The sequence below is a fragment of the Sphingomonas sp. PR090111-T3T-6A genome, assembly GCF_000383095.1.
Taxonomy (GTDB): Bacteria; Pseudomonadota; Alphaproteobacteria; order Sphingomonadales; family Sphingomonadaceae; genus Solisphingomonas.
The window spans coordinates 231,504-255,713 of sequence record NZ_AORL01000021.1 but is presented as its reverse complement, the minus strand read 5'-3'; the positions used below and the strand labels follow the sequence as shown (position 1 = coordinate 255,713).

The following is a 24,210-nucleotide window of genomic DNA, read 5'->3' as shown; positions in this document are numbered from 1 at the left end:
AGGGTGGCGGCCGACACGCCAGCCGGCTCGGCCGAATGCAGCCGGAATGCGCCGTCACAGGGAGGGAATCACATGCGTACCGCCGCCCGGCATCCTCGTATCGCGCGCCTGCTCGCGTTCCTGGTCGCGGGGGCGGCTCCGGCGCATGGGGCAACGCTGACCGATCCGGCGATGGTGGACGGGCGCGGGCCGTATAATCTCTCCATTCTCGAAGGCGGCATCGGCGCGAGCTTCACGCTGAGCGGCGAGGCGATGGCGGCAGCCAGCGGCGGCATCTGGTCCCTCTCCGCCTGGGTGTCGCCCGAGACGGCCCAAGAGGGCTTCGTCCCGCTCGTGGCGATCGGCGATCCGGCCAGCGCCTGTCGTTGCATCGGGCTGGAGGATGGCCGGCTCGTCCTCCGCTCGGCAGGTGGGGCGGTGAAGGCGCAAGCGAACATTCCTGCCGGGCGATGGACGGCGATCGGCCTCATCTCGGATAGCCGGACAGTCAGCCTGTTCGTCGATGGCCGCAAGGTGGCAAGCCGCGCCATGACGACGCCCGCCGTCACCCCGACGCTCTCCATCGCGCCCACCATGGCCGGCACAGCCCATTTCGGCGGCCGCGTGGCGGGCCTCGTCGTCTCCCCTGCCCTTACTTCCGCTGCGGCCTTCGCGGAGGCGGCGCGCCATCGCCCCGATCCCTCGCTGATCGCCTTCGCCAAGCCCGGTCAGGGCTGGGAGTGGCAGGAGAAGGCGTGGCGCGGCATGTTCCAGCCGCAGGACCCGGCGACGCTCCCCACAGGCAAGACCCTGCCCGCAGCGCCCGTCGCCGTGCCGCCCACCGGCACCGCCCCGCTCACCGAATTGGGCGCCGGGCGTTGGCAAATCGGCGGGTGGAAGCTCGGAATCGGGCCGGATGTCCATGCCAGCGGCGCCACGATCAGCAGCGACGGCTTCGACGATGCGAAATGGTATGCCGCCACCGTCCCCGGCACGGTGCTGACCACGCTGGTCGACCGCGGCGTCTATCCCGATCCGTCCTACGGCCTGAACAATCTCGCCATCCCGGAGAAGCTCTCCCGGCAGGATTACTGGTATCGTGCGAGCTTCGACCTGCCCGCCGATTTCGCGCCCGTCCATCGCCAGATGCTGTTCAAGGGCATCAATTACGCCGCTGAAATCTGGGTGAACGGCCGCTCGCTCGGCGCGATGACCGGCGCCTTCATCCGGGGCGAGTTCGATGTCTCGGCCCTTCTCCACGCGGGGCGCAATGCTGTGGCCGTCCACATCCTGCCGCCACTGCACCCCGGCATCGCGCACGAGGAGTCGATCGCCGCCGGCCCCGGCCTCAATGGCGGCCAGCTCGCGCTCGACGGCCCCACCTTCGTCGCGACCGAGGGGTGGGACTGGATACCCGGTGTCCGCGATCGCAACATGGGCCTGTGGCAGCCTGTAGAGCTGCACCAGACGGGCGCCGTCCACATCGGCGATCCGCAGGTGGTGACGAAGCTCCCTCTCCCCGCGACCGATCATGCCGCCGTCACCATCACCGTGCCGATCCGGAATGATGGCGCGACGCCGGTTGCAACCACCGTCACCGCCAGCTTCGAGGGCGTCAGCGTCTCGAAGCTGGTGATGGCTGCGCCGGGCAGCAGCGAGGTGCGCTTAACGCCTACCGACTTCGCCCAGCTCGACGTCGCCCATCCGAAGCTCTGGTGGCCGAACGGCTATGGCCCGCAGAATCTCTATACGCTGAAGGTGACGGCCACCGCCGGCACCGCGCCCTCGGACGAGAAGAGCCTGCGTTTCGGCATGCGGGAGCTGACCTACGGCCTCTCGCTGTTCGACGGCAAGGGCAAGCTCCGCCGCGTCGAGGTCGATCCCACGCTGGCGCACGAACGTGGCGAGGCGCTGATTGCGCTGGCCCATGAGGACATCAAGCAGACCCCCGACGGCTGGGCGGAATCGCTCACGCCCGCCGGCGAGACCTCACCCGCCGTCCGCGCCATCCCGCAGCAGATGCGCGAGCCGCACATGACAATCTTCGTCAACGGCGTGCCCATCGCGGCACGCGGCGGCAACTGGGGCATGGACGACTTCATGAAGCGCGTCTCCCGCGCCCGTCTGGAACCCTATTTCCGGCTCCACAAGGAAGCCAACGTCAACATCATCCGCAACTGGGTGGGCCAGAATACCGAGGACAGCTTTTACGATCTCGCCGACGAATATGGCATGCTGATCCTCAACGATTTCTGGGAGTCCACGCAGGATTCCCAGAACGAGGCGGAGGACCCGCAGCTCTTCCTCAAGAATGCGGCGGACGTCATCGCGCGCTATCGCAACCATCCCTCGATCGCGGTCTGGTTCGGCCGCAACGAAGGCGTGCCGCAGCCGATCATCAACGAGGGGCTGAACGATCTCGTCCTCAAGCTCGACGGCACGCGCTACTACACCGGCAGCTCGAACAGGATCGGCCTTCAGGGGAGCGGCCCCTATAGCTGGCAGAACCCGGTCGGCTATTTCACCGATCTCGACACCGGCTTCTCGGTGGAGGACGGCACGCCCTCGCTCGCCACGCTGGAAGCGATCAAGGCAATGGTGCCGCCGGCCGATCGCTGGCCGATCAGCGACACGCTCGCCTATCATGACTGGCATATCGGCGGGAACGGCGACGTTCGCAGCTTCATGAAGATCCTCGACGCGCAGTTCGGCGAGGCGACCAGTCTCGAGGATTTCGAGCGCAAGGCGCAGATGCTCAACTATGTCGACTATCGCGCGATCTTCGAAGGCTTCAACGCCGGGCTATGGACGAGGAACAGCGGCCGCCTGCTGTGGATGACCCACCCCGCCTGGCCGTCCAACCACTGGCAGATCTACAGCTCGGACTATGACACGTCGGCCGCCTATTACGGCACCAAAGCGGGCTCCGAGCCGATCCACGTCCAGATGAACCTGCCCGACTATGCGCTGGCCGTCACCAACACCACGCGCGAGCCGGCCGATGGCCTGACGCTCAAGGCCCATGTGGTGGACATCGCCAACCGCACGCTGCTCGACCGCAGCGAGAGCGTCTCCGCCCCCGCCAACAAGACCACGACGCTGAAGCCACTGGCGATCCAGCCCCTGCTCGACGCCCATGGCCTCGTGCTGGTCGAGCTGATCCTGAACGACGCGAAGGGCAAGGCCATCAGCCGCAACGTCTATTGGCAGGGCAAGGACGACGCCTCCTATCGCCAGCTCAACAACCTCGCGGCGCAACCTCTCATCGCTACCGCGAAGAGGGACGGCGACGGCATCACCATCGAGATCGCCAACCGCAATACCTCGCCCGTGCTCGCCACCAAGCTCACGCTGGTGGACGCCAGGGGCGAGCGCGTGCTGCCCGCCTTCTACGAAGACAATTATATCAGCCTGCTGCCCGGCGAGAGCCGCACCGTCACCATCCGCACGATGGATGGGGCGAAGCCCACCGGCACGCCTGCTGCCGTTCAGCTCCGGGGCTGGAACGTGCAGCCGGCCAGCATCCCGATCGGTTGACGGCTCACCTCACTCCGCGCGGGCGAGGACTGTCATCCGGATGGGAGCGCGGATCGTGAAGCCGAGCGTCTCATAGAGCGTGATGGCGCCGGTGTTGCTGGCATAGACATGGAGGAAGGGCGTTTCGCCGCGCTCCAGTATGCGTTCGGCCACCGCGCGCATCAGGCCACCGGCATAGCCCTTGCCGCGATGGTTAGGGTGGGTGCAGACCCCGCTCACCTCGGTGAAGCCGTCCGGCCGCATCCGCTCGCCCGCCATGGCGATCAGCCGCCCGTCCTGCTTCACGCCGACGAACTCGCCGAGGCGGTGGGTATGGTGACTGAAGGGACCGGGCTCGGTGAGGAGGGCGAGCGCCAGCATCTCCGGTGCATCCTCCTCGGTCAGCGGCACCATCTCGAACGACCGCGGCGCGGGCCGGATCGCCTCGGCCGTCATCTGGAACAGCGGCGCGGTGCGCAGCACCGTCGTGCCGGGTGGCGTCGGCATCTCACCGGCCTCGACGATCCAGACCGGCTTGTCGTCCGTCAGCAACGCCACAAGCGCCGCCTGACTTCCGGGAGACGCATCCGCCATCGCGGCGAAGGGGCCGTAGTTGGGCGCCACCCGCAGCGCGCCTTCCTTATGCTGCGCCAGTGCCGCCTGCCGCGTGGTGAAGGCGCTCCATACGGGGCGGTCGAGCGGATGCCGGAGTGTCATCCCGTCCTCCTAGGCTTCAAGCGACCTGGGGAGCAACCTCGACGGGGAAGCGTGGCCCTGCGAGCACAGATGCGCCCGGAACGATCCCACCGCCTTGACATCATACCGACCGCAACCCATCCCCGGAATACCGCCGCTGACAAGGCGGACAAGCATTGGGGGATGAGGCATGGCCTTTCATCGCCGTGCAGTCGAAGCGCAGCCGATCTGCGTTTCCCGTCGTTCCAGCCGACCTGCGCGGATGCTCGCGCGTTGCCCCGAGCTTACCCCCGATCTCTCGTTGCTGCCGATGCCCGCGAGGCGCCCTCACGCCCTTCGCGAGCCCGGCATGTCCCGCCCGCCTGAGCGGCTCGGATCAGGCGAACCACAGAAGAACCCAGGGGAACACTCATGAAGACGATGCATCGCCGGAATGCCCGGACGACCGCGCTTCTGCTTCTGTCGGGCACCGCGCTCGGCTGGTCCGGCGCGGCGCTCGCGCAGGATCAGGCCCCTCCGGCCGCCGCCCCCGCCGCGCAGCAGGGCGACACGGCCGCCGCCGCCACGCCCGACCAGTCGCAGGTGATCGTGGTCACGGGCAACCCCAACCGCCTCGGCCTGCGCAAGCTGGACGCGAGCTACTCCATCTCCACCGCGACGGCCGAACAGATCCGCGAGGTCCAGCCGATCTCGACCGCCGATCTGCTCAAGATCGTTCCCGGCGTCTGGACGGAGACCTCGGGCGGCGAGACGGGCGCCAACGTCTTCATCCGCGGCTTCCCTTCGACCGGCGACGCGCCCTTCCTCACCATCGAGATGAACGGCTCGCCGATCTTCGCGCCCTCGTCGCTCTCCTTCCTGGAGAACAGCTCGCTGTTCCGCATCGACGACACGGTGGACCATGTCGAGGTGCTGCGCGGCGGCCCGAGCCCGATCTTCGCCAACGGCCAGCCCGGCGCCACCACCAACTTCATCCTGAAGGAAGGCACCGCCGATCCGCACCTCTCGATGCGCGTCACCTACGGCACCGAGGGGATGTATCGCGGCGACGTCGTGGCGCAGGGGCCGATCACCGACGACACCACCTATATGATCGGCGGTTTCTATCGCTACTCGAAGGGTCTGCGCCATACCGGCTTCACCGGCGATCTCGGCGGGCAGGTGACGGGCAGCATCACCCACAAGGTCGATAACGGCAAGGTGACGCTCTACGCGCGCTATCTCGACGACAAGAACGCCTTCTACACGCCGATGCCGCTGCTTGAGACGAACGGCAAGTTCCACACCTTCCCCGGCTTCGACGCACGCGATGACACGCTCGTCGGCAAGGAGATCGAGGATACGCAGATCGAGGTCGGCCCCAGCATCAACGGCGGGCCGACGCAGAAGAAGAGCATCGATCTCTCCAAAGGCCGCGGTGCGCGCATCTACACGCTGGGCAGCACCTTCAGCTATGATTTCGGCTTCTTCCAGCTCCAGAACGCCGTCAACTTCACCAAGGGGCAGGCGAACACCTACGCCGTCTTCACCGGGAGCAACCCGCAGACGGTCGCGCAATATCTGGCCGGCGCCGGCGGCCCCGGCACGGTCACCTATGCCGACAGCGGCCTCGCGCTGACTCCGGATCAGGAAACGATCCAGGCCGGCATCTGGGCCGTCGAGAAGCATATCAAGAGCTTCACGGACGAGCTTAAGCTCTCCAGGGAATTGTTCGAGGGCAATACGCTGACGCTCGGCGGCTATTACGCTCATGTCACCGATCATGACGTGTGGAATTTGGGCAATAACGTGCTGCTCGCGCTCGAACCGCAGGCGCGTGTGTTGAACGCCGCGCTGGATGACGGCACCATCCTCACCCGCGATGGCTTCACCTCGCCCACCAACACCGCGATCAACAATTATTATCGCAGCAACAACATCGCCGGTTACGCCAGCGACGAATGGAAGATCGGCAAGCTCCGCCTCGATGCCGGTGTGCGCGTGGAGCACACCAAGATCCACGGCCTGCTGGAAAACAGCACCAGCGGCGTCGATCTCGATGGCAACCCGCTGACCGCCTACAACAACAACGCCACCGTCCTGAACGGCACCTTCGAGACGATCAATTACCACAAGACCCAGGTATCGTGGACGGCCGGTGCCGACTTCGCCTTCACCAATCATCTGAATGGCTTCCTGCGCGCCAATGGCGGCGCGCTGCTGCCCCAGTTCGACGATCTGCGCGGCAACGCCGCCGATCCCGAGAACATCAAGCCGCAAAAGGTGAAGCAATATGAAGTCGGCCTGAAGACCTCGACCCATTATTACGACGTCTTCCTTACCGGCTTCTACAACCGCTTCCACAACCTGCTCTTCCAGGACATCGTGCTGGATGCCAACGGCAATCCGATCAACCGGGTGCTGTTCGGCGGCTCGCGCGCCTATGGCCTCGAGTTCGAAGGCGCGATCCGTCCGGTCGAGGGGCTCCAGATCGGCACGCGCGGGGTGATCCAGAACGGCAAGCTCAAGGATTTCGGCGCCAATACGGGCAATGATGTCGCCCGCCAGCCCAAATTCCTGATTGCGGTGATGCCGTCCTACACCTTCCGCACCTCCTGGGGGCAGGCGCGCGTCTTCGGCACCTACACCCATGTCGGCAACCGCTATGCCGACATCCAGAACCAGCAGCCGCTCGGGAAATATGACACGGTGGATCTCGGCGCCTCGATCGATCTCAACAACCGCTTCTCGATCCAGGCAACTGTCGAGAACGTCACCAACAAGCTGGCGCTGACCGAAGGCAATATCCGCGCCGCGGGTTCGGGCAACACCAACGGCTTCTTCCTCGGCCGCCCGATCTTCGGCCGCCACGCCACGATCACGGCCGCCTACAAGTTCTGAGCATCGCGCCGGCCGGGAGGCATGCTCCCGGCCGGGCCTTGCTGGCCGATGTCCACCGTCATGCGTTATGCTATCTGCCGGCCGAACTCTCGTGGACGGACAGGATCATGGCTTCTCTCGACGATACGATCATCGACACGCCGGAAGGGCCGATGACCTGGGCTCAATGGAAAAAGAAGAATCCGGTCCAGCTCCCGTCGCGGCGGACCAAGGGCAAGGACCTGCCCAACAAGGTGAAGCGCACCACCGACGAGCGCTGATCCCCGCCGCTGTTCCTAGCGCCAGAAGCGCTTCACATCGATGAGCGTCTCATAAGCATCCTCGGCCCGGTCGAGCAGGCGCGCCTGCTCCCGCCGGTCCAGTTCGGACAGCTTCGCCTCAAGGCCCAGCCGGGCCAGCACCGCAGCGCCCGTGGCGTGATCGTTGAGGTCGCCCAGATGGTCCTGCAACTCCTCGAGCGCGTCCAGAAACGCCTTGCGCCGCCGTCCGGCCTTGCGGTCGACATAGAGACCGCCGAAGAATTCCGAGGCATAGCGCAGCTTCTTGGCCTCGATCCGCACGCGATGGCGGTGCTCGTCGTCCAGCTCCGCGAGCTTGCGGCCGCGACGCTTGAGGCGCTTGCGATGCAGATCGAGCACATCACCGGCGAAGAACGCCGCAGGCTGATGGAGCAGGTCCGGGTCCGCCGGACGGACGCGCCAGTCGCCGAGCGCCAGCCATTCGGCGAGATCGATCATCAGCAGCCGGGCACGCGGCGACATCAGCGCGGCACGGACCTGCTCCAACATCCGCGCCCGCTCTTCGACGAGCCGCCGGCACACATCCTTCTCCTCGATGCGCGGGATGAGCACGTCGACATTGCGAACCTCGCCCAGCCCTGCCGCCAGCCAGCGCAATTCTTCCTTCAGCCGCGGGACACGGCCGTCCGTCGCCAGCAGGCGCTTGTGCAGCGAAAAGGCCGAGCGCAATCGCCGCAGGCCCACCCGCGCCTGATGCAGCGGTTCTTTGTCGCCCGTTTCGAGAAGAAGCGCCTCGTTCAGCCGGAATTGCCGCATACAGGCCCGCGCGATCGCCTGGAACGCGGCTTGCGCATCGAAATCCGGTTCGAGGCGGACCGTTTCCGCCTTCACCGACTTCTCCACGCGACCGGACGCGAGATCATAACCGCGCTCGGACTTGGAGCGCACGCCGAGACGAAGCGGCACCTCCGCGTCGATCTCCCGCGCAAGATCGAACAAGGCCTTGGCCGGCCCCTCTTCCAGCTCCAGCTCGACTTCGCAGAGCGGCGCCCGTCGATCGCCGGCGCGAATTTCGCCGCGATCCACCGCCAGTTCGATCCGGCTGCTACCCTGGGCGACCGCGCGAGCCGTCCGGCGAACCTCGGTGACGAACAGCGGCGCGAGACGCGCGATCGCATCCTCCCCCAGAAGCTGGGTCAACGGCCCGCTGGTCTCGTCCAGCACGGGCAGATCGCCGTCTATCGACCGCTCCCATTCGGGCCGGACGAACAGGCCGGCAGCAGCCTCGCTGTCCGCCTTCACGGTCTGTATCCGCCCCTTCCCCTTGCGGCGCACCCTCAGCGAATAGCCGGCGTCGAGCAGATGCAGGTCCGGCGTGTCGAAATAGGTCGAGAAGAGATGATCGGTCTTCCCCGAGCCATCCGCGAGAAGCGGAAGCGCGTTCAATCGTTCCCGATCCTCGAACGCGACTTCGAGCTTGAGTTCGATTTCGAGCGGGTCCGCCATGCTCATCTCCGCCCGGTTCGATCGCGTTGCACGCCCCGACCGGCCCATGCCCCAAGCTGCCACCAAGGCGGCGGCGCGGCAAGTCCACGCTCCGGGGAGGCACCAGCCCTCCCGTTACGGCACGACAAGCGCTGCGGCGCCCTATGCCGCGGAAGCCGGCCCTGACTATACACTCGTTCGGAGCAGAAGCCGTTGAGGAAGAGGCGGTGCGGTTCGTGGGGATGAGAGGGAAGTTCCGACCGGAGGGCCACCTCGGCATACCGGAATTGTCGCCCGGAGAGGCGCATGTCTGGATCGCGCGACTGGATGCGCTGTGCGGCCATGCCGAAGCCGCCACCGGCATTCTCGACGAGACGGAGCGTGCACGCGCGGCGAACTTCCGTTTCGATCGAGACCGCCTGCTCTACATGCTCGGTCGCATGACGCTGCGGCGGCTCCTGTCCGCCTATCTGGGCACCGAACCCGCCGACGTGCCGCTTCGGGTGGGCCCTTATGGAAAGCCCGAACTCGGGAGCCCTTTCGATACAGCCCCCTTGCACTTCAACGTCTCGCACTCGGGCGATCTGGCGCTCTATGCCATCACGCGGGACGGCCCGGTCGGGATCGACGTCGAGCAGATACGCCCGATTGCCGATCTCCAGGGCGTCGCGGAGCTGGTGTTGAGCCCACGAGAGAAAGCCGCCTTCTCGGCGCTCCGAATGGGGGATCGGCAGGCCTTCTTCCACGAGGCCTGGGCACGCAAGGAGGCCTATCTGAAGGCGCTGGGGGACGGGCTGATGCGCCCGCCGACATCGATCGAGTTCGGGGCGCTGCTCGGCGAACGCGGCGAGACGATCCGGGACCGGGAGGATGAAGCCGCCTCCGATCGCTGGCGCGTGGCGGCATGGCAGCCGGAAGAGGGATATTGGGCATCGCTGGTTACGACGATCTTCACCAGAAACACGGCCATCCTGGATATCGCCCGGTAATCCTACAATGAAATGGCACATTCGCGCCGGATAATCCTCGTCTCGTCCAAAACAGACCAGTCGCTCCTCTGGAGCACGCCTCCTCATGATATGCCCTGTCTCCGGTAACCATTGGGGTTGCCCGATCCTGAGATACGGCACGTCTTCCTTGGGGAAAGGACAACACAGATGAGCAACGCGCTTGCTGACAGCAATACCGTGATTGGGCGCACCGCGATGGTGGCCGGCGAAGTGCTGCTTCCCGGCGCCAGCAGCCTGATCCGTGGCGATATCGGCACCGGTGTCGGCACCTTCGTCGCGGCGGGCGCGGCCGCCGCCATTCTGGCGCCGTCCATGCCGCTGATGGCCGCGCTTGCCGCCATCGGCCTTCGCGTCAATTCCTACAAGATCGCCACGACCGGCACCAATCTGCTGACTTCGGTGGCGGATGCCCTGCCCCATAAGCCGGCCGCGACGCCCGCCAAGGCGGCCTGACACCCGCGCCGCCTGACAGGGCTATCTGCCCTGATCAGGCGGCCTCTCCCTCTCTTCGCCAATGGCAGGCCCGCCTGCCGAACCGCCAGCTGTCGCCGGCGGCCGTACCGTTGCGTCCCAGGTGCTTCGGCGACGACCGGCCCAGCCTGATCCCAGCCCTCAGCGGGAGCGTCGCGCGCTGCCATGGAACCGACAGGCGAACCTCGACTGGCCGAAGCCCTGCGCAAGGCCTCGACGCAGATCCGCGCCTTGCGGGACGAGAATGATGCGCTCGCCGCACGGGGGCCGATCGCGGTCATCGGCATGGGATGCCGTTTTCCGGGCGGAGCGACCGACCCGGAGCGCTTCTGGCAACTCCTCGAGGACGGGCGCGACGCCGTCGCCGAAATCCCGCGCGATCGCTTCGATCTCGATCGCTGGTGGGATGTCGATCCCGATGCGGTGGGCCGCTTCTATGTTCGCGAGGCGGCGCTGCTGGACGATGTTCGCCGCTTCGACGCCGCCTTCTTCGGCATCACCCCCACGGAAGCCGAGGCGATGGACCCGCAGCAGCGCCTGCTTCTGGAGGTCAGCTGGGAGGCGTTCGAGGACGCCCGGCTCGATCCGAAACGGCTCGCGGGCAGCCGCACCGGCCTGTTCCTCGGCCTTTCCAACTACGACTATATCCAGGCCCACATCCATTCCGGCGATCCCGCGCGGATAACACCGCAGGCCGGCAGCGGGGTGATGTTCAGCACGGCAGCGGGACGGCTCTCCTATTTCTACGATCTGCGCGGACCGTGCGTGACGCTCGACACCGCCTGTTCCTCGTCGCTGGTCGCGCTGAACGCGGCTATCAAGGCGCTGCGGCGACAGGAATGCGACACCGCGCTCGCAGGCGGCGTGAGCCTGCTCCTCTCTCCGGACAGCATGGTGGCGTTGTGCAAGGTCCGCGCCCTCGCTGCCGACGGGCGCAGCCGTGCCTTTGACGAGCACGCATCGGGCTATGGCCGAGGCGAGGGTTGTGGCCTCGTCCTCCTCAAGCGGCTCGACTATGCGATCCGTGACGGCGATCCTGTCCATGCAGTCCTGGCCGGCTCCGCGGTCAATCATGACGGGCGCAGCAACGGGCTGACCGCGCCCAACGGCCTTGCCCAGCAGGCAGTCATCCGAGCTGCGTTGGAGGACGCTCGCCTCGCCCCTGACGCGATCGACTATATCGAGGCGCACGGCACCGGCACGCCTCTCGGCGATCCGATCGAGTTCGGCGCGCTCGACGCCGTGTTCGGCCGCCGACCGATGGAGCGCGCGCTGCGGCTCGGCTCGGTCAAGACCAACATAGGGCATACCGAGGCGGCCGCCGGCATCGCGGGGGTGATGAAGGTCATCCTCGCGATGCGTCACGGGATCATCCCGGCGAGCCTCCATTTCGAGACGCCCAACCGCCATATCGACTGGGAGGCCTCCTCCATCGCGGTGACGGGTTCGGCCTCGCCCTGGAATGCGGGCGAGCGGCTCCGCGTGGCAGGGGTCAGTTCCTTCGGGCTGAGCGGCACCAACGCACACATCGTCGTGACCGCGCCGCCCGTCACAGCCCATCCGGCGGCCGAAGCCCGCCCGATGCTCGCCCTGCCGATCTCGGCGGCGACCCCCAAGGCGCTCGCAGCCTCCGCCGACCGGTGGCGCGCCCGGATCGAAACCGCCGGCGATGCGGAACTGGCCGATCTCTGCGCCGTCGCTGCACGGCGGAGTCCGCTTCGCGAGCGCATGGTCGCCATCGGGCCATCGCGGGAGGCCCTCGCCGAGGCCCTGCGCAGCGGAGCGGCGCACGAAGCCCCATCCCATGCGACATCCCCGTCGCGCGGGCTGGTGTTCCTCTTTTCAGGCCAGGGCGCGCATCATGTCGGCATGGGGCGGGCGCTCCATGCCTCCGAACCCGTCTTCCGGTCAGCATTCGACCGGTGCGAGGCGGTCGTCGGCGACGGGCTCGGCCAGCCGCTGACCGAGCTTCTGGGCGACGCCTCGGCGCTGTCGCGGACGGAGGTGGCCCAGCCCCTGCTCTTCTCGCTGCAATGGTCGCTGGCCGAGCTGTGGGCGAGCCGGAGCGTGCGGCCGGACGCCGTCGTCGGCCACAGCGTCGGCGAGTTCGCGGCCGCTGCGATCGCCGGCATCTTCGAACCCGAAGAGGCGCTGTGGCTGGTGCTGGAGCGTGGCCGGCGGATGCAAGCCCTTCCGGCGGGTGGCGCGATGGCGGCGGTGTTCGCCTCGACCCAGACGGTCGCGCCGTTCCTGTCTTCCCATGCGGGACGTGTCGCCATTGCGGCGATCAACGGCACGGGATCCGTCACCCTCTCAGGCGAGGAGGAAGCGCTCGCCGCCGTGCTGACGAACCTCGCCGAGCGGTCGATCGGGGCGCCTCGACTGGACGTTTCGCACGCTTTCCATTCGCCGCTGATGGCGCCGATGGTCCCGCTCTTCCGCACCGCTTGCGAGGGTGTGCGGGCCCGGCCGGCCGGACTGCCCTTCTATTCCACGGTGAGCGGCGGCCGCCGGCCAGCCCATGCCTTGCTCGACGCCGATTATTGGTGCGCGCAGATCGAGGCACCCGTCCGCTTCGCCGATGCCATCGAGGCGCTCAAGGCCGATGGATATGGCCGTTTCCTCGAAATCGGGCCGGGCGACATCCTCTCCGCGCTCGCGCGGCACGGCGGCGCGCTGACGGTCAGCTCGCTTCGGCGAGGCGTCGAGCGTTCCTACGGCGTCGAACTCAAGATGAGCCAGCTCTTCACCGAATTGGGGACGCTGGGCGACATCGAGGCTTATCTGGCAAAACACGCCACCCGCCGGACGGCCGCTATCGCACCCGAGGCTCCGGCCTTCCTGACCGTGCCGCCCGATCTGACCATTTCGGCGGGGTCGCCGGTCGAGCCCGTCCTGCCGTCACCCGACGCCGGCTCGCTGTTCCAGCAACAGCTCAAGGCCATGGCGGAGATGTCCGCCCAGCATCTCCGCAGTCTCACCGAACTCAGCCGACAGCAGCTCGCGACAGCGGGCGGAGCCGTTCTCCCCGCCGCCGCTCCGCAACCGGCACCGGCACAGGCTCAGCCGGTGCGGCCACGCGCGCCGACGCCCGTACCCGTCGCCGCGATCCGGGGGATTCATCTCGCCGGCGCGCGGCTGACGCCCGAGCAGCAGGCCTTCGTGGAGACCCTGGTGCAACGCCATGTCTCGCGAACCCGCCGCTCCAGAGCACGCCATCCCACTTCGAGCAGCAGGCGATGCTGGGAATCGAGCCCGACAGCCTCGGCCGGTGCGATATCGAAAAAGGCCGCGTCGAAAGCATGCGGAAAAGGCGCATCCAGAAAGCCGCCCACCCTGTCCCAGCCGGGCGAGCAGCCTTGCGGCGCGGCGCGGAATCCCGTCCTGCCGCGCTTCATCATGTCCCAGAACGCCTCCGGGTCGTCGCAACCGCCGGGATAGCGGCAGGCGGCAGAGACGATCGCCACGGCATCCGCATCCCGAAGGGTGTCGCGCGCGGCGTCATAGGTCGATGATGGATGACAGTTCATGACCCCCGACCGGAAAAACATCAGCCGGGTTCGTGTATTGTTATCGACAGCTACTGTGCAGCGCCGACATTCGTCATAATGGAGAGAAATCGACAAATGCGCCAGACTATAGGCGCTTTTTATTCATCCAAAACGGACCTCGCGTTAGAAAGGCCATTACGCTGAGACTATCGCCCCACCAAAATCGATCGATGGAGCATCAATAAAGCACGAACACCGCCAGCAATCCGCCCAGCACCAGCACCAGAACGATCAGGATCAGATCCGTTCTGGAAAAGCGGGGCCGATGCCCGTCGCTATATTCCGCGTGCCGGTAGGTTTCCCACGCGGATGGCTCGGTTGCATCCTCGTCTTCATGCGACATGGTCGACCGGGCGTGAGTCTGGAGATAGCGCCTGATGTCGATCAGGTTGCTCTCAATGTCCGCATCTTCTGGCGATTTGCGCTCGCGCACGGTCTCTCTGGTCCCTTCTGCGGCCATCCAAGCTACTCCGCCGCGCGTGGAAGTCGAGAGGCGTGCGACGGAAATTGGCCGGGGCGAGAGCCGAATGAGAGGAGGCGCCGGCGATCAGTAGATGTCGCGCCGGTAGCGCCCCTCGGCCGCCAGAAGCTCCAGCCGCTCGTCGCCCAAAGCCTCGCGCAGAGCGGCATCCACCGCCGGGGCCATGCCCGCGAGACTGCCGCAAACCATGATGACCGCGCCCGCCTCGATCCATTCGACGATCGCTTCGCCATGTCGCTCGACGAGATGCTGGACGTAACGCGCCTCCCCCGCATCGCGGGACCAGGCCTGATCGAGACGCGTCAGCACGCCCCTGGCCTGAAGCATGGCGAGTTCCTCCGCATGGAGCCCGTCATGCGCGCGGTTGCGCTCACCATGGATCATCCAGACCTTGCCGCCACCCGTTCGTGCCCGCTCGCGAAGATGTGCGAGGAGCCCCGCCATGCCGGTGCCGTTGCCGATCAGGATAAGCGGCGTGGCAGCGTCCTCCGGCCCGGCAAAACCGGGATTGTCCAGGACGCGGAGCTGCACAATCGCCCCCTCGCCCAGCGATTCCGTCAGGAAGCCTGAGGCCACGCCCATGCGCCCGTCGGCGAAGACATGGCGGCGGATAAGCAGCTCAACCCGTCCGCTCTCCGCCAGCGAGGCAATCGAATATTCGCGATGCGCCAGCGGACGGAGCGCCGTCAGCAGCTCGCCATCCGCCTCACCGGCCAGCGGCAGAATGGCGCCCGCGAGATCCGCGCGCTCTTCTTCGGTCGCGGAAATGCCCATCTTCCTAAGCCATTCATCGACATAGGCGCGATCATGGCGTGGCACGACCTCCGCGATCGCGCCCGGACGCCATTCACAGCGGACCGCAGGATCGATGGGTTCGAGCAACAGGCGATAGACGCCCTCGCCAACGCTGCCCGGATTGAGCCGCTCACGCTCCACCAGCCGCCAGTCCTGATAGGCGGCCGGCTCCCAGTCCGGCACCTCGGGGTGCGCGCCCAGCACGGCGAGTTGCTGCTGCCAGTGGCGCTGGGCATCAGCATCGTCGCCGTCCATGGCGATCAGATCGAACAGCCGCCGACCGCCGCTCTCGTGAAGCCACGCGTCGACCGCATGACCAAAGGCGCAGAAATCGGGATATTCCCGATCCCCCAGCGCGAGCACCGCATAGTCCAGCGCCGTTGCCGCGACAGGCGTGGCCATCGTCCGCCGGACGAAAGCACGGCAATCGTCCGGCGCTTCACCCTCGCCATAAGTGCTGACCACGAAGAAAGCCCGGCGGACCTCCCCGAGTTCGGCCGGGTCGAGCCGCGCCATCGGCACCAGCCGCGCACCGCCCAGCATCGCCGCCGTCCGCCGTGCCAGCCGCTCCGCCGTGCCCGACTGGCTCGCATAGACGACGAGCGCGTCTCCCGCCTGCTGCCCCGCGAGGGTTTCCTCCTCGGCCGGGATCGCCCGCTTGCGGCGGCGGCGCGAGAGATAGAGCAGCAGCCCCGTCACCGTGAACAGGGGCATGGTAAGGCTGGTCGTGAACATCACGATCCGCCCCGGCCAGCCGAAGAAGGCGCCACGGTGGATCTCGAACATGCTGGTGAGGATCGTCCGTCCAAGACGGCGGGTGGCGTAGCGATCCACCGACAGCGGCTTCCCCGTGGCGCCGTCGATCGAGACGAGATCATCGGCCCGATTGTGCCGCGCTCCATAAGGCAGGGCACGGAACTGCACGGCCGCGCCCTTCTTGGGCAGGATCATCAGCACGCGCTCATAGGTGAAGCCCGCCGTCGCCTGATCGAAGCCCTGCCAGGCGAGATCGAAGGACGGCTTGCCCTTGGCCTTCACCTTCTCCACCCGCTCGCCGCCCAGCATCGACTGGAGCCCGGAGCGATACCAGTCATAGGACCACCACAGGCCGGTCAGCGCGCTCGTCAGGTAGAAGATCAGCACCCAGCCGCCGATGACCGCGTGCAGCTCGCGGTAGAGGTTGCGCCCGGTCTTGCGCCCGTCGAGCACCAGCCAGGCGCGCCAGTTCAGCGGCCGGCGCGGCCAGCGCATATAGAGGCCGGACAGCGCGAAATAGATCAGCGAGAAGGCCGCGAAACCCGTGATCTGGCGGCCGAAGCCATTGCCGTTGCCGGGCAACGCCATCCAGCGATGGAGGTGGTTGATCGTGTCGAACAGCGCCCCCGCGGGCAGCGGCCCGAGGATCCGCCCTGTGCCGCGATCCACCAGAAACGTGTCGCGGCCCTCATCCTCCTCGGAGGAGAAACTGATCCGCGCAGGCACGGTCGGGTCTTGATCCACCAGCAGGCGGACGACCTTGCCGCCATGCTCGGCGACGGCGCGGTGCATCAGATCGGCCGGCGCCAGAGGCTGCTGATCGGGTGCTAACCCGACATGGCCGACCAGCGCCCCCTGTATCTCGTCCTGGAACGCCATCGAGGCGCCCGTCACGCCCATGACGGCGAGCACGAGCCCGGCCGTGATGCCGAGCAGCCAGTGAAGCTGGAAGATGAGCCATCGCGCCGTGATGGGCGCCTTCGTCGATTCCTTCATGCGCCACCAATGTTGCGAATCGATATCAATAGCAATAGGTGACCCGCACGACTCCGCGAGTGAGTCGCGGAAAGGGCTTTCATGACGATGTTTCTTCTCGCCGCCGCAGTGGCCGCCGCTCCTGCGGCCGCGGCCGCCGATGCTCCCGCCGCCGACGATCCGCGCATCGAGCGCAGCCTCGACGAGGAGATCGTCGTCACCGGCCAGCATGAAGCGCCGTTCCGCGCCGAGGTCGTGCAAGTCGGCGCTTTCCGCAACCAGTCGATCATGGATACGCCGGCCAGCATCGCCGTGGTGACACGCTCGCTGCTCGACTCGCAGGGTGCGCAGGGGCTGGAGGAGGCGCTCCGCAACACGCCGGGCGTGACCCAGCAGGCGACCAGCCCCACCACCAGCAACAATTTCGTCTCGCGCGGCGTGCTGATGAACGCGCGCACCAATTATCGCCTCAATGGCGCGCTCCAGATCATCAACCTCGGCCCCATCCCGATCGAGAACAAGCAGCGCGTCGAGCTGCTCAAGGGCGTCTCCGCGCTCTATTACGGGATCAGCACGCCGTCGGGCATCGTCAACGTCGTCACCAAGCGTGCAGGCGCCCAGTCCGTCACCAGCCTCTATGTGAATGGCGATGACGAGGGCGGCGTCGGCGGCGGCTTCGACATCGGCCGGCAGTTCGGCGCGGACAAACAGTTCGGCGCGCGCATCAACGCCTATGGCGCGCATATCGAGACGCCGATCGACGGGGTGCGCGGCTATCGCTACGTCGTGAGCGGCGCGTTCGACTGGCGGGCGACCGATCGCCTCTCGTTCAAGCTCGACGTCGAGAATTATCGCCGCGCCACCGACGAGCCCGGCGGCATCACGCTGCCGGCGGCGGTGAACGGCCACATCACGCTGCCGGCTATCCCCAATCCGCACAATCGCTATGCGCCGGTCAATTCGCCCTATCGCACCTGGGTGACCAATGCGCTCGGCCGGGCGGACTATGCGCTCTCGGACGACTGGTCGATCCGCGCCGAGGCCGGCTATGCCCGCACCCGTCGCCAGCGGATGATCGCCAATATCGGCAAGGTCAATCTCGATACCGGCGCCGGCACGATCGTCGCCACCTACACGCCCGATCAGGAATATTCGAACCTCTACTGGCGCACAGAGATCGCCGGCAAGATCGACACCTTCGGCATCAAGCACGACCTGTTGTTCGGCTATGCGCGCAACCGGCAGATACAGGAGGATCAGCACCAGCAGAGCTATGCGGCCGTCGCGCAGAATCTCTACGATCCGCTCGACATCCCGCTGAGCGCGCTCCGCCCGACCACCAACCGCTTTTTGGCCGGCACCACCAACGTCGATACCGGTCTCTACGCGCTCGACCTCGCGCACATCACCGACCGCGTGCTGGTGATCGGCGGCGTCCGCCATGTCGATTATGAGACCAAGACGAGCGGAACCGACTACAGCATCAAGACCTGGACGCCGACCGGCGGCCTCGTCGTTCGGCCGACCAAGAAGACCAGCCTCTATTTCACCTATATCGAAGGCCTCGAAAGCGCCGGCACCGCGCCCGACGGCACCGCCAATGCCGGCGACGTGCTCGCGCCGATCAAGAGCCGGCAGATCGAGGTCGGCGCGCGGGCGGAGTTCCTCGGCGCGTTGCTGTCGGTGGCGTGGTTCCACATCAATCGCGGGCTGACCTACACCGATCTTGCCACCAACATCTTCCTGGTGAACGGCCGCGAGATCAACAAGGGCGTCGAGGCGAGCGTGCAGGGCAACCTCACCAAGAGCCTGTCCGTCGTGCTCTCCGGCCAGTATCTGACCGCGATCCAGAAGCAGACCGGCAATGCCGATCAGGACGGCAAGTTCATCGACAGCACGCCGCGCTGGTCGGGCTCGGCCTTCGCGGAATATCACCCGCCGATCCTGCCGGCACTCGGGCTCAATGCGGGTGTCTACTACACCAGCAAGCGCTACACCGACGCGCTCGATCAGGGCGTGCTGCCCGCCTATGCGACGCTCAGCCTCGGCACGAGCTACAAGATGCCGACGGCGGACGGCCATGCGATCACCTTCCGGGTGAACGCCGATAACGTCACCGACAAGCGCTACTGGGCAACCGGCGGCACGACGCTCTATGTCGGCCTGGCGCGTACCGTCCGGGCGTCCGCGACATTCGACTTCTGACCGGGGAGCGGCGCGTCAGCCTCCGGGCTGGTAGCGCCGCTCGACATGAGCCTGAAGCTCGTCCGGCCAGAAATAGACGGGGCGCAGATTGCCGGTCGCATAGCGCTCGGCCTGATCGTCGAAGTGGCGGGAGGCGGGATCGCCGCTCTCTCCGCCCGCCGTCACCGCCCAGCCTTCCACGCGCGGCCCGAACTCGACGATCGCGACGAAGCTGTTGCCGCTCGTGCCGTAATAGCGCTTCGTGTTCGGATAAGGCCGCGCACCGAACGACGCGAGCGAACCCCATTGCGCCGAGGTGAAGGCGACGGGGATGCTCGGCTTCGCATCGTCGAAATGGGGCACGATGCTGTCATCCAGCCGCTGGAAGCGGTTGATCCGGCCCCACGGCACCTTCCAGCCGCCGAAGTCGCGCGTCAGCCGATCCACCGCCTGCTGGAGCGCCGCCAGCTTCGCCTCGGGCGAGACGCGGGTAGCGATATAGTCTGGGACGTTGATCCGCTCCTGCTTGGCGAAGGGGCCGACCTCGGTCCACAGCGTGTCGCCCCAGAAGACGGCGAGCGAGGTGGCCTCGGAATCGATCGCCCAGCGATCGTCCCAGCCGCGCAGCAGCGCGATCGGGCCACCGAGTGACGCGCGACGCGGGTCGTTCGCCGGCAGCGCATCATAGGCCTCTGCCAGCATCGGCAGGAGGCGCGCGAAGGCGGGCAGATAGCTGTCGAACGCCGCCATGCGCAGGCTGTCATGGGTGAAGCCATGCTGGCTGGTCAGCAGCCGCGTTGCGTGGCGACCGCGGTCATTCTCGCCGACCTGATCCATGTAGCGCGGGAAGTCCGCCTTCTTCGGGCTGTCCGGCCCGGCGGCTCCCCATGGCTCATTGTTGGTATTGAAGGCCCAGCCGGTCGAAGGGTTCACCGCCTGCGGCAGCGAGGCGAGGCTGTGCAGCCCTTTCCAGTCGGTTGCCGGGTCCGCACCGTCGACGGGATGCGTATAGTCGAAGCGATCGGCACGGATCGGCACGAACTGCGGGTGGAGATAGGCGATCTCGCCCTTCTGGTCGGCGAAGAGCGTGTCGTTGGAGCTGTTCGCCTGAAGCGCGGCGATCTTCATGTAGGAGGCGAGATCGCTCTGCTTGGTGCGCAGGAAGCTCTGCTCCAGCGCCGCGGTCGGCCGCCACATCAGCGCCTCGGCGATCCACTTGCCGCCCTCGCTCCGGACGATCGGACCGTGGTGCGTGCGGTAGAGGGTGAAGCTCCGCTCGCCCATCGAGCCGTCCGGCTTGCGATAGGCGATCCGCACCTGCGAGGTCTGGACCGGGCGCAGCTCCTGCCCGTAGCGATAGAAGGGCTTGCCGTCCTTCGTCACGATCGTCTCTGCAAACTCATCAACATTGTCGACGCCGGACGAGGTGTGCATCCAGCCCGTCTTCTCGTTCCAGCCCTGATAGATGAAGAACTGCCCCCAGGTGACCGCGCCATAGGCATTGAGCCCCTCGCCGCTCGTCATCTGAAGCTCGGAGCGGAAATAGAAGCTCGTGTGCGGATTGATGAGGAGCAGGGCATGGCCGTTGACCGTATCCTTGGGCGCGATGGCGATGCCGTTGGAGCCCTTGGGCTCGCGCGGGCGGGCGCCGGTTTCTTCCGCCGTCGGCGGCGTCGGGGTGGCGCCGTAGAAGCTCTGGACGCCGGAGAGCGGAATGCGCTCGATATCGCCGCCGATGCTCCCCTCCGAGAAGCTCAGCGCCATCCACGGTTCGAAGCGGGTCAGCACCTTGGGATGCACGCCCGGATGGGTCGCGAGATAGAAGTTGAGCCCGTCCGCCCACGCATCCATCAGCTTGCGCAGCCAGTCCGGGCTCTCGCGATACTGCCGCTGGAGTTCGGCCGGGTCGACATAGAGGCGCTGGCGGAGATCCTGCCAGATCGCCTTCTCCCCCTCGGCCTCGGCGGTGCGGCCGAGCGCGGTCAGATAGTTCGCCTCGATCCGGGAGAAATCATCCTCCGCCTGCGCATAGATCATGCCGAACACTGCATCCGCATCGGTGCGCCCCGCAACATGCGCGATGCCCCAATCGTCGCGGGCGATGGTGACGGCGGCGGCTTCCGTCTTCCAGCGCGCCTGCTCGGCGGGCGTCGCGGCGTGGAGGGTCGCGGGGAAAAGAGTAGCGAGCAGAAAGCTTTTCGCGGCGAGGCGGGTCGGTCTATCCATGCGACCAAGGGCTACCGACAGCCCGGCCTGCCCGCAAGGAGCCTTCCCGACCATGAAATGGATCGCCGTCGCCGCCGCCTCGTTGCTCATGACCGGACCGGCCGCTGCCGAAACGATCCTGCTCAAGCCCGCGCAGGTCTTCGACGGGGTGGAGGCGAAGCCGCATCCCGGCTGGCAGGTGCTGGTCGAGAGCGACAAGATCGCGGCGGTCGGCCCTTCTCTCCCCGTCCCTGCCGGCGCGCGGGTGATCGAGCTGCCGGGCGAGACTTTGCTCCCCGGCCTGATCGAGGGGCACAGCCACCTCTTCCTCCATCCCTATAACGAGCGGTCGTGGGACGATCAGGTGCTGCACGAGCCGCTGGCGCTGCGCACCGCCCGTGCCGTCGTCCACGCGCGCGACACGCTGATGGCGGGCTTCACCAGCGAGCGCGATCTCGGCACCGAGGGCGCGGGCTTCGCCGATGTGGGCCTGAAGCAGGCGATCGATCAAGGCATCGTGCCCGGCCCGCGCCTGCTGGTCGCGACCAAGGCGATCGTGGCGGAGGGCGCCTATGGCCCCAAGGGCTTCGAGCCCGGCCTCCATGTCCCGCAGGGCGCGCAGGAGGTGAGCGGCGTCGATGACATCGTCCGCGCCGTCCGTGACCAGATCGCCGCGGGCGCGGACATCGTGAAGCTCTACGCCGATTATCATTACCAGGGCGGCGAAGGCAGTAAGCCCACCCTCTCCGAGGCGGAGATGACCGCGGCCACCGCCACCGCGCACGACGCCGGCCGTATCGTCGCCGTCCACGCCGCCACCGCCGAGGGGATGCGCCGCGCGGTCGCTGCGGGGGTGGACACGATCGAGCATGGCTATGGCGGCACGCCCGCCATCTTCAAGGCGATGCACGACAAGGGGATCGCGCTCTGCACCACGCTGGCGGCATCCGACGCGACCTCGCATTATCGCGGCTGGAACGGTCAGGAGCCCGCGCCCGAGGCCGTGCAGCAGAACCGCCGCTCCTTCCGCATGGCGATGGCGGCGGGCGTGCCAATCTGCGTCGGCGGCGACGTCGGCGTGTTCGCACACGGCACCAACGTCCGCGAGATGGAGCTGATGCAGGCGGATGGAATGCCGGCCGCCCAGGTCCTGATGGCCGCGACCTCGGGGAACGCGCGCATCTTCCACATCGACGGCAAGGTCGGCAGCGTGAAGCCCGGCCTGCTCGCCGATCTGGTGGCCGTGGACGGCGATCCGACGCGCGACGTCGCCGTGCTGCGCGCCGTAAAGTTCGTGATGAAGGGTGGCGTGGTGGTGAAGGGCCTCTAGCCCATCATCACCTTGACGAACTCGTCCAGCGGCGCGCTTTCGGGCCAGACCGGCACGCCGTCCGGCACGATCAGCCACGGCTGCTTCCGCTTCGTCCAGATATGGGCGACGACATCAAGCCGGTGGGAGTCGTCCAGCGTCCCCGCCCGGATCACCGCGATGCCGGGGCGGCGCGTGTTCGTGTTGTAGAGGCGCGTGTGGCAGATGCCGCACATGCGCTGGTGCGAGGTGCGGTCGCCGGTGGTGCGATCATAGAACACCACCGGGCCGGTCATATGCACCGCCTCTTCGGGAACCAGCGCCTGCTGGCTGAACGCGCTGCCGCTCCACGTCTGGCAGTCGAGACAATGGCAGGCATAGGTCGGCGGCAGGCGATCGATCGAGAGCGTGTAGCGCACCGCTCCGCAGCGGCACCCGCCCTCGATCGACATGAGATCAGGCCGCCTTCTTGAGGTGGCGGCGGCCGAGCAGCTCCGCGATCTGCACGGCGTTGAGCGCGGCGCCCTTGCGGAGATTGTCGGACACGCACCAGATCACGAGGCCGTTCTCGACGGTCGGGTCTTCGCGAACGCGGCTAACGAAGGTGGCAAACTCGCCCACGCACTCGACCGGCGTGGTGTAGCCGCCATCCTCGCGCTTATCGATCAGCATCACGCCCGGCGCCTCGCGCAGGATGTCCTGCGCTTCCTTCGCCGAAATCTCGTTCTCGAACTCGATGTTGATCGCCTCCGAGTGGCCGACGAACACCGGCACACGCACGCAGGTGGCGACCACCTTCACCTTGGGATCGAGGATCTTCTTGGTCTCGACGACCATCTTCCACTCTTCCTTGGTGAAGCCGTCATCGAGGAAGCTGTCTATGTGCGGGATCACGTTGAAGGCGATCTGCTTGGTGAACTTCTTGGGCTCGGCCGCGTCGCCGACGAAGATGTTGCGGCTCTGCTCGAACAGCTCGTCCATGCCCGCCTTGCCCGCGCCGGATACCGACTGGTAGGTCGAGACGACGACGCGCTTGATCTTGGCGGCATCGTGCAGCGGCTTCAGCGCGACGACCATCTGCGCGGTCGAGCAGTTGGGGTTCGCGATGATGTTCTTGCGGGTGTAGCCGTCGATCGCCTCGGGGTTCACCTCGGGCACGATCAGCGGCACGTCCGGGTCCATGCGGTAGAGCGACGAGTTGTCGATCACCGTGCAGCCGGCCGCCGCCGCGATGGGGGCGTATTTCTTCGTCGCCTCGGAGCCGATCGCGAACAGCGCGATGTCCCAGCCGGTCCAGTCGAAATGCTCTATGTTTTTGATCGTGAGCATTTTGCCTGTCTCACCGAACTCCACCTGATCGCCGGTCGAGCGCGAGGAGGCCAGCACTGCAATCTCGGCAATCGGGAATTCGCGCTCGGCGAGAATGGCGAGCATCTCACGCCCGACATTGCCCGTGGCTCCCGCGACGACAACCCGATAACCCATCTTGCGACTCCGTTACGTTAAGAAATTGCGTGGGCGGCATAGCGCCGAGACATATTTTGTCCAGCGCCGCTCGCTATGGTAAAACTTGAGCGCGGCAAAGATGCCGTACACGATCGCCGACGGCGATGCCGTCCCCGACCGATGGAGAGATGATAGAACATCTGAGGAGAGTAGTCATGGTGGCAGTATCGGC

At 66.7% G+C, this 24,210-nt stretch carries 15 protein-coding genes and 1 pseudogene; 8 read left to right on the top strand and 8 right to left on the bottom strand.

The genetic code is table 11. From position 1 onward, the window contains the following. Nucleotides 1-72: 72 nt before the first annotated feature. Nucleotides 73-3,516, top strand: coding sequence for a glycoside hydrolase family 2 (locus tag ST3T6A_RS0111320; protein ID WP_019833039.1), 3,444 nt, complete (start codon nt 73-75; stop codon nt 3,514-3,516). 9 nt (nt 3,517-3,525) lie between these two features. Here the strand turns inward: ST3T6A_RS0111320 and ST3T6A_RS0111315 are convergent, their stop codons facing one another. After that, on the bottom strand, nt 3,526-4,212 hold the full coding sequence (locus ST3T6A_RS0111315) for a GNAT family N-acetyltransferase (protein ID WP_019833038.1): 687 nt from the start codon (nt 4,210-4,212) through the stop codon (nt 3,526-3,528). A gap of 390 nt (nt 4,213-4,602) precedes the next feature. Between ST3T6A_RS0111315 and ST3T6A_RS0111310 the strand changes: the two genes are divergently transcribed. Further along, nucleotides 4,603-7,071, top strand: a complete 2,469-nt coding sequence (locus tag ST3T6A_RS0111310; protein WP_019833037.1) for a TonB-dependent receptor — start codon at nt 4,603-4,605, stop codon at nt 7,069-7,071. A 107-nt stretch (nt 7,072-7,178) separates the two neighbouring features. Beyond that, nucleotides 7,179-7,331, top strand: coding sequence for a hypothetical protein (locus ST3T6A_RS21810; RefSeq protein ID WP_167103511.1), 153 nt, complete (start codon nt 7,179-7,181; stop codon nt 7,329-7,331). A 15-nt stretch (nt 7,332-7,346) separates the two neighbouring features. Here the strand turns inward: ST3T6A_RS21810 and ST3T6A_RS0111300 are convergent, their stop codons facing one another. Then, the gene (locus tag ST3T6A_RS0111300) at nt 7,347-8,816 is read right to left on the bottom strand and encodes a CYTH and CHAD domain-containing protein (RefSeq protein ID WP_026359636.1); all 1,470 of its coding nucleotides are present in this window, start codon (nt 8,814-8,816) and stop codon (nt 7,347-7,349) included. Nucleotides 8,817-9,037: 221 nt separating this feature from the next. Here ST3T6A_RS0111300 and ST3T6A_RS19960 point away from each other — a divergent pair, with 221 nt between their 5' ends. The 3 genes and pseudogenes from ST3T6A_RS19960 to ST3T6A_RS19955 all read left to right on the top strand — a co-directional run. Next, nucleotides 9,038-9,784 (top strand): 4'-phosphopantetheinyl transferase family protein, encoded by a 747-nt coding sequence (locus ST3T6A_RS19960; protein ID WP_162140530.1) that lies wholly within the window; start codon nt 9,038-9,040, stop codon nt 9,782-9,784. Between the two features lie 168 nt (nt 9,785-9,952). Further along, nucleotides 9,953-10,258: a DUF6072 family protein gene (locus ST3T6A_RS0111290; protein ID WP_019833033.1), complete on the top strand. Its 306-nt coding sequence runs from the start codon at nt 9,953-9,955 to the stop codon at nt 10,256-10,258. A 183-nt stretch (nt 10,259-10,441) separates the two neighbouring features. Continuing rightward, nucleotides 10,442-12,922, top strand: a pseudogene (locus tag ST3T6A_RS19955) (type I polyketide synthase); the annotation flags it as partial. 473 nt (nt 12,923-13,395) lie between these two features. Here ST3T6A_RS19955 and ST3T6A_RS22235 read toward each other — a convergent pair. The 3 genes from ST3T6A_RS22235 to ST3T6A_RS0111275 form a co-directional block, all read right to left on the bottom strand. Continuing rightward, the gene (locus ST3T6A_RS22235) at nt 13,396-13,806 is read right to left on the bottom strand and encodes a beta-ketoacyl synthase N-terminal-like domain-containing protein (RefSeq protein WP_443024275.1); all 411 of its coding nucleotides are present in this window, start codon (nt 13,804-13,806) and stop codon (nt 13,396-13,398) included. 199 nt (nt 13,807-14,005) lie between these two features. After that, entirely contained in the window at nt 14,006-14,287 is a 282-nt protein-coding gene (locus tag ST3T6A_RS0111280) for a hypothetical protein (protein WP_019833032.1), read from the bottom strand. A gap of 87 nt (nt 14,288-14,374) precedes the next feature. Next, on the bottom strand, nt 14,375-16,855 hold the full coding sequence (locus tag ST3T6A_RS0111275) for a sulfite reductase flavoprotein subunit alpha (protein ID WP_019833031.1): 2,481 nt from the start codon (nt 16,853-16,855) through the stop codon (nt 14,375-14,377). Nucleotides 16,856-16,936: 81 nt separating this feature from the next. Between ST3T6A_RS0111275 and ST3T6A_RS0111270 the strand changes: the two genes are divergently transcribed. Then, nucleotides 16,937-19,039 (top strand): TonB-dependent receptor, encoded by a 2,103-nt coding sequence (locus tag ST3T6A_RS0111270; protein ID WP_019833030.1) that lies wholly within the window; start codon nt 16,937-16,939, stop codon nt 19,037-19,039. A gap of 15 nt (nt 19,040-19,054) precedes the next feature. Here ST3T6A_RS0111270 and ST3T6A_RS0111265 read toward each other — a convergent pair whose 3' ends face one another. Beyond that, entirely contained in the window at nt 19,055-21,244 is a 2,190-nt protein-coding gene (locus tag ST3T6A_RS0111265) for a penicillin acylase family protein (protein ID WP_019833029.1), read from the bottom strand. Nucleotides 21,245-21,296: 52 nt separating this feature from the next. On the opposite strand from ST3T6A_RS0111265, the gene ST3T6A_RS0111260 reads away from it, so the two are divergent. Beyond that, nucleotides 21,297-22,553, top strand: a complete 1,257-nt coding sequence (locus ST3T6A_RS0111260) for an amidohydrolase family protein (RefSeq protein ID WP_019833028.1) — start codon at nt 21,297-21,299, stop codon at nt 22,551-22,553. Here ST3T6A_RS0111260 and ST3T6A_RS0111255 read toward each other — a convergent pair. Together ST3T6A_RS0111255 and ST3T6A_RS0111250 are read right to left on the bottom strand one after the other, a co-directional pair. Then, on the bottom strand, nt 22,550-22,984 hold the full coding sequence (locus tag ST3T6A_RS0111255) for a GFA family protein (protein WP_019833027.1): 435 nt from the start codon (nt 22,982-22,984) through the stop codon (nt 22,550-22,552). The two genes, ST3T6A_RS0111260 and ST3T6A_RS0111255, sit on opposite strands and share 4 nt — an antisense overlap. 4 nt (nt 22,985-22,988) lie before the next feature. Beyond that, a complete protein-coding gene (locus tag ST3T6A_RS0111250) occupies nt 22,989-24,017 on the bottom strand; it encodes an aspartate-semialdehyde dehydrogenase (protein ID WP_019833026.1) in 1,029 nt (342 codons plus the stop codon). Between the last annotated feature and the right edge of the window lie 193 nt (nt 24,018-24,210).